General features: G+C 70.6%; 9 protein-coding genes. 8 read left to right on the plus strand and 1 reads right to left on the minus strand.

Annotated elements, in window-relative coordinates; all coding sequences use genetic code 11:
* From metH to Q9S36_RS38410, 8 genes are all read left to right on the plus strand, one after another.
* The coding region (metH, locus tag Q9S36_RS38375) for a methionine synthase (RefSeq protein ID WP_311290024.1) at positions 1-3,537 on the plus strand (3,537 nt) is incomplete at its 5' end.
* Between the two features lie 162 nt (positions 3,538-3,699).
* Positions 3,700-5,637 (plus strand): PAS domain S-box protein, encoded by a 1,938-nt coding sequence (locus Q9S36_RS38380; RefSeq protein WP_311290025.1) that lies wholly within the window; start codon positions 3,700-3,702, stop codon positions 5,635-5,637.
* 33 nt (positions 5,638-5,670) lie between these two features.
* The gene (locus tag Q9S36_RS38385; RefSeq protein ID WP_311290026.1) at positions 5,671-6,411 is read left to right on the plus strand and encodes an HAD family phosphatase; all 741 of its coding nucleotides are present in this window, start codon (positions 5,671-5,673) and stop codon (positions 6,409-6,411) included.
* Between the two features lie 87 nt (positions 6,412-6,498).
* Positions 6,499-8,163: an ABC transporter substrate-binding protein gene (locus Q9S36_RS38390; RefSeq protein ID WP_311290027.1), complete on the plus strand. Its 1,665-nt coding sequence runs from the start codon at positions 6,499-6,501 to the stop codon at positions 8,161-8,163.
* A 90-nt stretch (positions 8,164-8,253) separates the two neighbouring features.
* Positions 8,254-9,264 (plus strand): ABC transporter permease, encoded by a 1,011-nt coding sequence (locus tag Q9S36_RS38395; protein ID WP_311290028.1) that lies wholly within the window; start codon positions 8,254-8,256, stop codon positions 9,262-9,264.
* Between the two features lie 62 nt (positions 9,265-9,326).
* A complete protein-coding gene (locus Q9S36_RS38400; protein ID WP_396653929.1) occupies positions 9,327-10,259 on the plus strand; it encodes an ABC transporter permease in 933 nt (310 codons plus the stop codon).
* Positions 10,260-10,263: 4 nt separating this feature from the next.
* On the plus strand, positions 10,264-11,283 hold the full coding sequence (locus Q9S36_RS38405; RefSeq protein WP_311290030.1) for an ABC transporter ATP-binding protein: 1,020 nt from the start codon (positions 10,264-10,266) through the stop codon (positions 11,281-11,283).
* Positions 11,280-12,422, plus strand: a complete 1,143-nt coding sequence (locus tag Q9S36_RS38410) for an oligopeptide/dipeptide ABC transporter ATP-binding protein (protein WP_311290031.1) — start codon at positions 11,280-11,282, stop codon at positions 12,420-12,422. The genes Q9S36_RS38405 and Q9S36_RS38410 overlap by 4 nt, the downstream gene beginning before the upstream one ends.
* 35 nt (positions 12,423-12,457) lie before the next feature.
* Here the strand turns inward: Q9S36_RS38410 and Q9S36_RS38415 are convergent, their stop codons facing one another.
* Positions 12,458-13,288: a RecB family exonuclease gene (locus tag Q9S36_RS38415; RefSeq protein WP_396653930.1), complete on the minus strand. Its 831-nt coding sequence runs from the start codon at positions 13,286-13,288 to the stop codon at positions 12,458-12,460.
* Positions 13,289-13,369: the final 81 nt, after the last annotated feature.

The raw sequence follows: 13,369 nt of genomic DNA on the forward strand, positions 1-13,369 counted from the left end.
GCCGACGTCATCGAGACCAACACCTTCAACGCCAACGCGATCTCGCTGTCCGACTACGGCCTCGAGGACCTCGCCTACGAGCTCAACCTCGAGTCCGCCCGGCTCGCCCGCGCAGCCGCCGACGCCGTGGCCACCGCCGACCGCCCGCGCTGGGTCGCGGGCGCCCTCGGCCCCACCACCCGTACGGCGTCGATCTCGCCCGACGTCAACGACCCGGGCGCGCGCAACGTCTCCTTCGACGAGCTGGCCGACGCCTACCTCACCGCCGCGCGCGGGCTGGTCGACGGCGGCGCCGACCTGCTGATGGTCGAGACGATCTTCGACACCCTCAACGCCAAGGCCGCGATCTTCGCGGTCGAGACCCTCTTCGAGGAGCAGGGCCGCCGGTGGCCGGTGATCATCTCGGGCACGATCACCGACGCGTCCGGCCGCACGCTCTCCGGCCAGGTGACCGAGGCCTTCTGGGACTCCGTCCGCCACGCCCGGCCGCTGGCCGTCGGGCTCAACTGCGCCCTCGGCGCCCGGGAGATGCGCCCCTACGTCGCCGAGCTGTCGCGCCTCGCCGACTCCTTCGTCTCGGTCTACCCCAACGCGGGCCTGCCGAACGCCTTCGGCGAGTACGACGAGACGCCCGAGCAGACCGCGGCGGTCCTCGCCGAGTTCGCGGAGGCCGGCTTCCTCAACATCGTGGGCGGGTGCTGTGGCACCACGCCCGACCACATCGCTGCGATCGCCGGGGCCGTCGAGGGCAAGGAGCGGCGCACGCCCGTCGAGCACGAGCCGGTCATGCGGCTCTCGGGCCTCGAGCCGCTGACCATCACCGAGGACAGCCTCTTCGTCAACGTCGGCGAGCGCACCAACATCACCGGCTCCGCCCGCTTCCGCAAGCTCATCAAGGACGGCGACTACGACACCGCCCTCAGCGTGGCCGCGCAGCAGGTCGAGGCCGGCGCGCAGGTCATCGACGTCAACATGGACGAGGGCATGATCGACGGCGTCGCCGCGATGGACCGCTTCCTCAAGCTCATCGCCGCCGAGCCCGACATCAGCCGGGTGCCGGTGATGGTGGACTCCTCGAAGTGGGAGGTCATCGAGGCCGGCCTGAAGTGCGTGCAGGGCAAGGCCATCGTCAACTCCATCTCCATGAAGGAGGGGGAGGACGCGTTCCGCGACCACGCCCGGCTGTGCCGCAAGTACGGCGCCGCCGTGGTCGTGATGGCCTTCGACGAGGACGGCCAGGCCGACAACCTCGAGCGCCGCAAGGTGATCTGCGAGCGGGCCTACCGGATCCTGGTCGACGAGGTCGGCTTCCCGCCCGAGGACATCATCTTCGACCCCAACGTCTTCGCGGTCGCGACCGGCATCGAGGAGCACGCCACCTACGGCGAGGACTTCATCGAGGCCACCCGCTGGATCAAGCAGAACCTGCCGGGCGCCAAGGTCAGCGGCGGCATCTCCAACGTGTCGTTCTCGTTCCGCGGCAACAACCCCGTCCGCGAGGCGATCCACGCCGTCTTCCTCTACCACGCGATCCGCGCCGGCCTCGACATGGGCATCGTCAACGCAGGCGCGCTCGTGGTCTACGACGAGGTCGACCCCGAGCTGCGCGAGCGCATCGAGGACGTCGTGCTCAACCGCCGGCCCGACGCCGCGGAGCGGCTGCTCGAGATCGCCGAGCGCTTCAACGTCGCCGCCGGTGCCGTCGAGGAGTCCGAGGACGAGTGGCGTGCCCTTCCGCTGCGCGAGCGCATCACCCACGCGCTGGTCAAGGGCATCGACGCCCACGTCGAGGCCGACACCGAGGCGCTCCGCGCCGAGATCGCGGAGGCCGGCGGTCGCCCGATCGAGGTGATCGAGGGGCCGCTGATGGACGGCATGAACGTGGTCGGCGACCTGTTCGGCACGGGCAAGATGTTCCTGCCGCAGGTGGTCAAGAGCGCCCGCGTGATGAAGAAGGCCGTGGCCTACCTCATCCCCTTCATCGAGGAGGAGAAGGCCAACGACCCCGAGCTGGCCAAGCAGAAGGACACCAACGGCACGATCGTGATGGCGACGGTCAAGGGCGACGTCCACGACATCGGCAAGAACATCGTCGGGGTCGTCCTGCAGTGCAACAACTACGAGGTGATCGACCTCGGCGTCATGGTCCCCGCCCAGAAGATCCTCGACGCCGCGCAGGAGCACGGCGCCGACATCATCGGCCTCTCCGGGCTGATCACCCCGTCCCTCGACGAGATGGTGAACTTCGCCTCCGAGATGCAGCGCCTCGGCCTCGACATCCCGCTGCTGATCGGCGGGGCCACCACCTCCCGGGCGCACACCGCGGTGAAGATCGACCAGAAGTACGACGGCCCGGTCGTGTGGGTCAAGGACGCCTCCCGCTCCGTGCCCACGGCCGCCGCGCTGCTCCACCCCATCCAGCGCGAGCAGCTGCTCAAGGACGTTCAGGCCGACTTCGACTCGTTGCGCACCCGTCACGCCGCCAAGCACGACCGCCCGATGATCCCCCTCGAGCAGGCGCGCGCCAACGCGACACCGGTCGACTGGAGCGACTACCACCCGCCCCGGCCCCACATGCTGCTCCAGCAGGACCACGCGGTGTCGCCGGTCACCGGCACGCAGGTGACCCAGCACGTCCGGGTGCTGCGGGACCACGACCTCGAGGTGCTGCGCAGGTACATCGACTGGCAGCCGTTCTTCAACGCGTGGGAGATGAAGGGCGCGTTCCCCGACATCCTCAACAACCCGAGCTCGGGCCCCGCCGCCCGCAAGCTCTACGACGACGCCCAGTCGATGCTCGACCGGATGGTGGCGGAGAAGTGGGTCCGCGCGCACGGCGTGGTCGGCTTCTTCCCCGCCAACGCGGTCGGCGACGACGTCGAGCTCTACCTCGACGGCGACCGCAGCACCGTGCACGCGACGCTGCACCACCTGCGGCAGCAGGGCGAGCACCGCGACGGCGTACCCAACCGGTCGCTGGCCGACTACGTCGCGCCCAAGGACACCGGGCTGCGCGACCACGTCGGCGCCTTCGCCGTGACCGCCGGCGACGGCCTGGCGGAGCGGGTGCAGGCGTTCCGCGAGGAGCTGGACGACTACAACGCGATCCTGCTGGAGTCGCTGGCCGACCGGCTGGCCGAGGCCTTCGCCGAGCGGCTGCACGAGCGGGTCCGCAAGGAGCTGTGGGGCTACGCCCCCGACGAGCAGCTCGACAACGTCGGGCTGATCAAGGAGCAGTACGACGGCATCCGGCCCGCGCCCGGCTATCCCGCGTGCCCCGAGCACACCGAGAAGCAGACGCTGTGGGAGCTCCTCGACGTCGAGGAGCACACCGGCATCCGGCTCACGGAGTCGATGGCCATGTGGCCGGGCGCCTCGGTCAGCGGGTTCTACTACTCCCACCCGCAGTCGCAGTACTTCGTCGTGGGCCGGGTCAACCGGGACCAGGTCGCCGACTACGCCGAGCGCAAGGGCTGGACCCTCGCCGAGGCCGAGCGGTGGCTCTCGCCCAACCTCGGCTACGACCCCGAGGACTGATCACCGAGGACCGAGCACCGAGCACCGACGACTCGACGCGCGTCCCCCGCGTGGGCGATGCATCCCGGCGCCCGATTGTGGGAACCTGCCACCCGGGGACGGCTGGTGCTGAGCGCTCCGCCGTCCCAGCGCCATGGCCGCGAGCAGACGGAGGAGAGTCGGATGGAGACCCCCAGGGTCTCGCTGGTGCTCGTCGACGACTCGACCGACGTGCGGACGCTCGTCCGGATGCGACTGGAGTCCTCAGGCCTCTTCGACGTGCTGGGCGAGGCGGGTGACGGCGAGGAGGCCATCGAGCTCGTGGTGCGGCACCACCCCGACGCGGTGCTGCTCGACGTGTCGATGCCGGCGATGGACGGTCTCGAGACCCTTCCGGCCATCCTGGCGGTGCGACCCGAGACCTCGGTGGTGATGTTCAGCGGCTTCGGCGGCACCGACCTCACGGCCGAGCTGGGCGAGCTGGGCGCGCTCGACTACATCGAGAAGTCGATCCCGCTCGAGCAGCTCCCCGAACGGCTGTTCCGGAGCCTGCGCGGAGGGTCGAGGGCGCCCAGGCCGTCCGCTGACGAGCAGGAGCCAGTCCCGTCGCCGGACCCCGTCACGGAGCCGCTGGACGACCTGGACGTCACCCGGGTCGAGCAGTCGATCCTCGACGAGCACGTCGAGGGCTTCCGTGCCCTGTTCGACCGGGCCGCGATCGGCATGGCCACGCTCACCATCGACGCCACCATCGTGCGCGCCAACGACGCCCTGGCCGAGCTCATGTCCTGCACGCCCAGCGACCTGGTCGGGGTCGACTACGGTCGCCTGACGGTCGGGCACGGCGACGACCTCGACCACCGGCTCGCCGGGCTGCGGTCCTCGGACGCGAGCGTCGCGACCTTCGAGCACCCGATCCCCGCGCCCCCCGGTGCGACCAGCTCGCGCACCGCCCTGGTCACCCTCGTCCCGATCCGTGACTCCGTCGGCGAGCTGCTCTACGTCTTCGCGCAGGTGCAGGACATCACCGCCCAGCGCCTCGCCGAGGACGAGCTGCACCGCAGCGAGGCGTACTTCCGGCTCCTGGTGGCGGCCGTGGAGGACTACGCGATCTTCATGCTCGACCCCGACGGAACGGTGGCCAGCTGGAACGCGGGCGCCCGGCGGATCAAGGGCTACGACGCCGCCGAGGTCGTCGGCCAGCACTTCCGCATGTTCTACCCCGAGGAGCAGCAGCTCACCGGTCACCCGGAGCGCAACCTCGGGGCTGCCCTGCGCGACGGCTCGTTCGCCGAGGACGGGTGGCGCGTCCGCAAGGACGGCACGAGGTTCTGGGCGAGCGTCGTGATCAGCGCCGTCCACGACGAGAAGGGCCGCCACATCGGCTTCGCCAAGATCACCCGCGACCAGACCGAGCAGCGGCAGCACGTCGAGGACCGGCTGGAAGCGGCCACAGAGCAGGCTCGGCTCCTCGCCGTGACGGCCCACGAGCTGCGCAACCCCACCGCCGTGATCGACGGCAGCGCGCACCTGCTGGAGACGTCCCACGAGGACATGTCGGACCACGAGCGCCACCAGTTCTTCCGGGGCATCCACTCCAGCACCGAGCGGCTGCGCCGGCTGACGGCCGACCTGACGGCCGCCTCCCAGCTCCAGGGGACGGGCATCCGGTTCGAGTCGGGGAGCGTGTCGCTGGCCGAGCTGGTCAGGAACGCCGCCGCCCGCCGCGCCAGCTCCGGACACGGCGTGCACGTCGAGGTGGACGTGCCGGAGGAGGCCGTCGTCGAGGGTGACGAGGTCCGCCTGGCACAGGTGCTCGACAACCTGCTGGACAACGCCGTGCGCCACGGCTCGCCTCCCATCTCGGTCGTCGCACGCCCGAACGACGACGAGGTCGTGGTCCGGGTGACCGACTCGGGCCGCGGGGTCCCGGCCGACCTGGTGCCCCGGCTCTTCAACAGGTACGCGACGAGCGGGACGGCGGGCGGCTCGGGACTGGGGCTCTACCTCGTCCGCGAGATCGTCCGAGGCCACGGCGGCGACGTGGTCTACGAACCCCCGACGGCGGAGGGGCCAGCCACGTTCGTCGTACGCCTGCCGGTGCGGATGCCGAATCACTGATCCCGCTCGCCGCCGTCTAGGCTGGCGACCACGATGACTGGTCAGGTGGAGACGGGCAGCGCGCTCGAGGGCGCAGTGGCATCGACCGATCCGGGAGCACCTGTCCCGCGTCCGGACGGCTTCCCCGCCGCCGTGCTGTGGGACATGGACGGCACGCTCGTCGACACCGAGCCGTACTGGATCGCCACCGAGTTCGCGATGGCCGAGAAGTACGGCGGCACGTGGTCGGAGGAGCACGCCCTCAACCTCGTCGGCAAGGCACTGCTCGACTCCGGCGAGTACATCCGGGCCCACATGGGCATCGACCGCACCCCCCACCAGATCGTCGAGGAGCTGCTCGACGGCGTGGTGGCACGCGTGGAGGCCGAGGTGCCGTGGCGGCCCGGTGCCCGGGAGCTGCTGGTCGACCTCGAGGCCCACGGCATCCCGTGCGCACTCGTCACCATGTCGTGGCAGCGCTTCGTGGCACCGATCCTCGCCCAGCTGCCCGAGCGCACCTTCGTGTCGGTGGTGACCGGCGACCGCGTCGAGCTCGGCAAGCCGCACCCCGAGCCCTACCTCACCGCGGCGGCCGAGCTCGGGCTGCGGGCCGAGGACTGCGTCGCCATCGAGGACTCGAACACCGGGGCCACGTCGGGGGAGGCGGCCGGCTGCACCGTGCTCTGCGTGCCCCACCACGTGCCGATCCTCGAGGGCGAGCGCCGGGTCTTCGTCGACACCCTCGTCGGGATCGACACCGCTCGCCTCGCCGAGCTCACCCGCCCGAAGGTGTGACACGACCGTGACCCTGACGTTGTGGCCCAGCCCACATCGTCCGGTCTAGGGTGCGTGGACGAACGCATTCCGGACGGAAGGACCCCGATGTCTTCGAGACGAACTGTGGCGACCTGGACCATGGCCGTGCTCGCGGCCGCCACCTTGGCGAGCTGCGCCGACAGCGAGCGCGACAGCGAGAGCAGCGGGGGAGGTGACGACGGGACCTTCGTCTTCGGCGCCGCCGGCGCCCCCGAGATGTTCGACCCGTTCTACGCCACCGACGGCGAGACCTTCCGCGTCACCCGTCAGATGTTCGAGGGTCTCGTCGGCATCAAGCCCGGCACCGCCGAGGTCGTGCCCGAGCTGGCGACCGAGTGGACCCCCAACGACGACGGCACCGAGTGGACCTTCCAGCTCCGCGACGACGTGACGTTCCACGACGGCGAGCCGTTCGACGCGGAGGCCGTCTGCTACAACTTCGAGCGGATGTTCGACCAGAACGAGGCCGGTCAGACCGCCGGCGAGTACTGGGGCTACGTCATGGGCGCGTTCTCCAACGACGCCGAGAACTCGCTCTACCAGGGCTGCGAGGCCACCGGTGACTACGAGGCCACGATCACGATCTCCGGCCCCACGTCCGGCTTCCCGACGATGCTCTCCCTCGAGTCCCTCTCCATGCAGTCGCCCAAGGCGCTCGAGGAGGGCGACGCCAACGGCATCGCCGCGGAGGGCGAGGGCTTCAGCTTCCCCGACTACGCCAACAACCCGGTCGGCACCGGTCCGTTCACCTTCGGCGAGTACGACGAGGCCAACGGCGAGATCTCGCTGGAGCGCAACGACGACTACTGGGGCGAGGCGGCGAAGACCAGCGAGATCGTGTTCCGCGTGATCCCCGACGAGAGCACCCGTCGCCAGGAGCTCGAGGCCGGCAGCATCAACGGCTACGACCTGCCCAACCCCGTCGACTGGGCCGGGCTCGAGGAGGACGGCAACAGCGTCGAGGTCCGCGACCCGTTCAACATCCTCTACCTCGGCCTGAACCCCGAGGCGAACCCGCAGCTGAAGGACCTCAAGGTCCGCCAGGCGCTCTACCACGCGCTCAACCGCGAGCAGCTCGTCCAGACGCAGCTGCCCGAGGGCGCCGCGGTCGCGACGCAGTTCATGCCCGACACGGTCAGCGGCTACAACACCGAGCTGCAGCCCTACGAGTACAACCCCGACGAGGCCAAGAAGCTCCTCGCCGAGGCCGGCGCGGAGGGCATGACGCTCAACTTCGCCTACCCGACCGAGGTCAGCCGGCCCTACATGCCGGACCCGGAGAAGATCTTCGAGGCCCTGCGCACCGACCTCGAGGCCGTGGGCGTCAAGGTCAACGTCAAGACCGCGTCCTGGAACGGTGGCTACCTCGACAACGTCACCGCGGGCAAGTACGACGCCTACATCCTCGGCTGGACCGGTGACTACGACTCGCCGTTCAACTTCATCGGGACGTTCTTCGGCAACCTCAAGGAGAACGACTTCGGCACCGAGGTCATGCCGTGGGGCAAGCAGCTCGCCGACGACCTCAAGGCCGCCGACGCCATCGTCGACGACGCCGAGCGGGGCGCCGCGTTCGAGGAGATCAACCAGCAGATCATGGAGGAGTACCTCCCGGGCCTGCCGATCAGCCACTCCCCGCCGGCCCTCGTGGTCGGTCCCGGCGTCGAGGGCGTGATCCCCAGCCCGCTGACCGCCGAGGAGTTCGACACGGTCACGGTGGGCGGGGAGTGACCCCCACCCGCTGACCGATCGACGTGCACGACGTCCGGGGGCCGTCCCACCGACGGCCCCCGGACCCGTGCTCACGTGTGAGGAGAACGCGTGATCCGCTTCGTCGTACGACGACTGCTGCAGATGTGCCTGGTGGTCCTCGTGCTGTCCATGCTCGTCTTCGGGTGGCTGCGCTCACTCCCGGGCGGACCGGTGTCCGCCATCCTGGGGGAGCGGCAGACGCCCGCCCGTCGGGCAGCGCTCGAGGCCGCCCTCGGGCTCGACCAGCCCCTGCCGGTGCAGTACCTCAAGTTCATGGAGCGGGCGCTGCAGGGCAACTTCGGCGTCTCGACCAAGGTGCTGCCCGGTGAGGACGCCCTCCAGATCTTCCTCGACCGACTGCCGGCCACGATCGAGCTGTCGTTCCTCGCCCTGGTCCTCGCCATCGCGCTGGGCATCCCGCTCGGCTACCTCGCCGCCCGCAGGAAGGGGTCCCCGGTCGACACCGGCGCGGTGATCTTCTCCCTCGTCGGCGTGGCGGTGCCGGTCTTCTTCACCGCGTTCCTTCTCAAGTACTTCTTCGCCGTGGAGTGGAACCTGCTCCCGGTGTCGGGGCGCCAGTCGACCGGGATCGACGCGACGCGGGTCACCGGGATGTTCGTCCTCGACGGCATCCTCACCCGCGAGTGGGACGCCTCCTGGGACGCCCTCAAGCACCTGATCCTCCCGGCCGTGGCGCTCTCCACCATCCCGTTCGCCGTGATCTTCCGGATCACCCGGGCCTCGGTCCTCGACGTGCTCGACGAGGACTACGTCCGCACCGCGGAGGCCAAGGGCCTCACGTCCCGCGTGATCCGGGCCCGTCACGTGCTGCGCAACGCGATGCTGCCCGTCGTCACCACCATCGGCCTGCAGGTCGGCGGCCTGCTCGCCGGGGCGATCCTGACCGAGACGGTCTTCTCCTACCGCGGGGTCGGCGAAGCCCTCTTCATCTCGTTCCAGCAGAAGGACTACCCGGTCCTGCAGGTGCTCATCATGGCCGCCGCCGCGATCTACGTCGTGGTCAACCTGCTGGTCGACATCACCTATGCGGTCATCGACCCACGGATCAGGACGAGGTGACCGGCGTGAGCGACCAGACCCCCGGACCCGAGCACACCCCGCGCCGGCCCACGCTCCGCGGGATGCGCAAGGAGCGCATCGACCAGCTGGCGACCGCGCGCACCACCACCCTCGACGAGGAGCCGGGTGTCTCGCTGATCCGCAGCGCCTGGCAGCGGCTGCGACGCAACCCCGTCTTCATCCTCGGCCTGGTGATCACGATCGCCTTCATCGTGCTGGCGATCATCTCGCCGTGGCTCGCTCCCTGGGACCCCACCGCACGGCCGCTGCTCGACAAGGTGCGGCCGCAGTCCAACCCGGTGCCGGGGCCGGAGGCGGGTCACCTGCTCGGCGCCGACGACCGGGGCCGGGACCTGCTGTCGCGGCTGCTCGTCGGGAGCCGGCAGACCCTCATCGTGGGCGTGTTCGCCACGCTGTTCGGCCTGGTCGGCGGGGTCACCCTCGGCACGATCGCCGGCGCCATCGGCGGCTGGGTCGACTCCCTGGTGATGCGCATCGTCGACGTCATGCTGTCGATCCCGTCGCTGCTGCTCGCCTTCACCGTCGCCTCGCTCGCCCGCGAACCCAGCCAGTGGACGCTCATCATCTCCATCGCGATCGTGCAGGTGCCGATCTTCGCGCGGCTGCTGCGCGGGTCGATGCTCGCCCAGCGCGGGAGCGACCACGTGCTCGCCGCCCGGTCGCTCGGCGTGCGCCCGCGCGCGATCGTGTTCCGGCACATGCTGCCCAACTCGCTCGGCCCGGTCATCGTCCAGGCGACGCTGTCCCTGGCCGTGGCCATCGTCGACGCGGCAGCGCTGTCGTTCCTCGGGCTCGGCAACCCCGACCAGCGACAGCCCGAGTGGGGACAGATGCTGGGACTCGCCCAGGACTACATCACCGAGGCCCCGCACCTCGCCTTCTGGCCCGCGGGGTGCATCATCGTCGTCGCGCTCGGGTTCACGCTCATGGGCGAGTCGCTGCGCGAGGCGCTCGACCCGAAGTCGAGGAGATGACCAGATGACCCAGTCCGTGCACCAGACCCGCGCGTCCGCGACGTCCGGCGAGCCGCTGCTCTCCGTGCGCGACCTCCGGGTCGCGTTCACCCGTCACGGTGAGCAGCCGTTCCGGGCGGTCGACGGCGTCAGCTTCGACGTACGACCGGGGCAGACCGTCGGCCTCGTGGGAGAGTCCGGCTGCGGCAAGTCGGTGACGTCGCTGGCGATCATGGGGCTGCTCCCCAAGCGTGGCAACACCGTGGAGGGCACGGCCGTCTTCGACGGCGAGGACCTCCTCTCGCTCTCGCCGTCGCAGATGCGCGACCGCCGCGGGGCCGAGGTCGCGATGATCTTCCAGGACCCGCTGTCCTCGCTCAACCCGGTCGTCACGATCGGGCGCCAGGTCACCGAGGTCATGGAGCGTCACCAGGGCCTGAGCCGCAAGGAGGCCATGCCGAAGGCCGCCGAGCTGCTCGACCGGGTCGGCATCCCCGACCCGAAGGCCCGGCTGGTCAACTACCCCCACCAGCTCAGCGGCGGCATGCGCCAGCGCGCGCTCATCGCGATGGCACTGGCCTGCAACCCGCGGCTGCTGATCGCCGACGAGCCGACCACCGCCCTCGACGTCACCATCCAGGCGCAGATCCTCGCGCTGCTCAAGGAGCTCGTCGTCGACACCGGCACGGCCCTGGTGATGATCACCCACGACCTGGGCGTCGTCGCCGGGCTCTGCGACGAGGTCAACGTGCTCTACGCGGGCAAGGTGGTCGAGCGGGGCGGGCGCCACGGGCTGTTCCGGCAGCCTCGCCACCCCTACACCGTGGGCCTGCTCGAGTCGATCCCGCGCCTCGACGCCCCGCGTGGCGAGAAGCTCAACCCGGTGCCCGGCTCGGTCGCCGACAACCTGCCGTGGGACTCCGCCTGTGCGTTCGCCCCGCGCTGCGCCAACCGGATCGCAGTATGCACGCAGAAGACGCCCCAGTGGGAGGGCGACCAGGTCGTCGGCTTCCGCTGCTTCAACCCCGTGAGAGGCCCGCGATGACCGAGCCGGAACAGACGCCTGCCGACTCGGACGTCCTCGTCGACGTTCGCGGCCTGGAGGTCCACTTCCCGATCAAGAGCGGACTGGTCTTCGACCGCACCGTCGGTCACGTCCGCGCCGTGGACGGCGTCGACCTCCGGATCAGGCGCGGCGAGACCTACGGGCTCGTGGGGGAGTCCGGGTGCGGGAAGTCGACCCTCGGCAAGGCGATCCTCAACCTCGAACCGCCGACGGCCGGGTCGGTCGTCTTCGACGGCACCGACATCGCCTCGCTCAAGGGCGAGGCCCTCCGACGCGAGCGCAAGCGGTTCCAGATGGTCTTCCAGGACCCGATGTCGAGCCTCGACCCGCGCCAGACGGTCGAGTCGATCCTCGTCGAGGGCATGCGCGCCCATGGGCTCGCCGACGACAAGGCTGCCACGCAGGCGCGGCTGCGCGAGCTGATGTCCGCGGTGGGGCTGCCGCCGGCAGGGCTCTCGAAGTACCCCCACGAGTTCTCCGGCGGCCAGCGCCAGCGCATCGGCATCGCCCGGGCGCTGTCGGTCGGCCCCGACCTCATCGTCGCCGACGAGCCGGTGAGCGCCCTCGACGTGTCGATCCAGGCGCAGGTGATCAACCTGCTCCAGGACCTGCAGCACGAGCTCGGGCTCACCTACCTCGTCGTCGCCCACGACCTCGCGGTGGTGCGCCACATCAGCGACCGCATCGGCGTGATGTACCTCGGCGGGCTGGTCGAGGAGTCGGGTGCCGCCGAGCTCTACGACGTACCGCTCCATCCCTACACGCGGGCCCTCATGTCGGCCGTTCCCGTCCCGGACCCCCAGGTGGAGGACTCCCGCGAGCAGATCCTGCTCACCGGCGACCTGCCGTCGCCGGCCAGCCCGCCGTCCGGGTGCCGCTTCCACACCCGATGCCCCTGGCGGCAGGAGACGCGCTGCGACACCGAGCGTCCCGAGCTCCGGGTCGTCGAGGTCGAGGGGGTCTCGTCGGGGCACCGGGTGGCGTGCCACTTCGCAGAGGAGATCGCCTCGGGTGCGATCGCCATGCACGAGGTGGCGCCCGAGCTGGTCACCCCCAGTGGCTTCAGCGGCCCGGACGACACCGAGCCGCCCCACCAGCAGCAGATCGAGATCGCCTAGGCCGACTGCGTGGGGCGACCCTCGACCAGCGGTCGTCAGTCGGTGGACTCGTCGGTCGAGGCGTCGGCGACCTGGGGCACGGGCTCGGGCAGCGGTGGGACCGTGCCACCCTTGGTCGGGCAGAACTGGTGGTAGGAGCACCAGTCGCACAGCCGCGACGGGCTCGGCCGCCAGTCGCCCGTGCGCTGGGCGAGCTGGATCGCCGCCCACAGCGCCTCGACCTTGCGCTCGGTGGCCCGCAGGTCGTCCTCGTCGGGCTCGTAGCGGACGATCTCGCCGTTGCCGAGGTAGATCAGCTGCAGCATCGACGGCACGACCCCGCGCAGGCGCCAGACCACCAGCGCGTAGAACTTCATCTGGAACAGCGCCTTGGCCTCGAAGCCCTCGCCCGGGCTGCGTCCCGTCTTGTAGTCGCTGATCCTGATGCGGCCGTCGGGGGCGATGTCGATGCGGTCGACGAAGCCGCGCAGCAGCAGCCGCGAGTCGAGCAGCGCCTCGACGTAGAGCTCGCGCTCGGCGGGCTCGAGGCGGCGCGGGTCCTCGAGGTCGAAGTAGCGGTCCAGCACCGTCCGGCACGACGCGAGCCAGGACGCGACGTCGGGCCCCTCGCCGCCGAACATCTCCGCCAGCGCCGGCTCGGCCTCGAGGAGCGCGTCCCAGGCGGGGACCAGCATGTCGGCGGCGCGGTCGGGGGTGCGGTCGAGCGCGGGCAGGTCGAAGAGGTCCTCGAGGACCTTGTGCACCACGGTGCCGCGCACGGCGTCGGGGGAGGGCTCCTCCGGGAGCCGGTCGATGGTGCGGAAGCGGTACATCAGCGGGCACGTCATGAAGTCCCCGGCGCGGCTCGGCGAGAGGGCTCCGAGCACGTCGACGCCGTCCACCGGGGTGGAGACCCGCTCCGCGGGGGACCCGGAGGCGGGGGACAGTGGTGCGGCGGGGATCGACAT

It is taken from the genome of Microbacterium sp. ARD31 (genome assembly GCF_031844425.1).

Bases quoted from the DNA above. Each gene is read 5' to 3' on its own strand.
- Q9S36_RS38385 (WP_311290026.1), top strand. From the start codon at position 5,671: ATGACTGGTCAGGTGGAGACGGGCAGCGCGCTCGAGGGCGCAGTGGCA.
- Q9S36_RS38410 (WP_311290031.1), top strand. From the start codon at position 11,280: ATGACCGAGCCGGAACAGACGCCTGCCGACTCGGACGTCCTCGTCGAC.
- Q9S36_RS38405 (WP_311290030.1), top strand. From the start codon at position 10,264: ATGACCCAGTCCGTGCACCAGACCCGCGCGTCCGCGACGTCCGGCGAG.
- Q9S36_RS38400 (WP_396653929.1), top strand. From the start codon at position 9,327: ATGCGCAAGGAGCGCATCGACCAGCTGGCGACCGCGCGCACCACCACC.
- Q9S36_RS38380 (WP_311290025.1), top strand. From the start codon at position 3,700: ATGGAGACCCCCAGGGTCTCGCTGGTGCTCGTCGACGACTCGACCGAC.
- Q9S36_RS38390 (WP_311290027.1), top strand. From the start codon at position 6,499: ATGTCTTCGAGACGAACTGTGGCGACCTGGACCATGGCCGTGCTCGCG.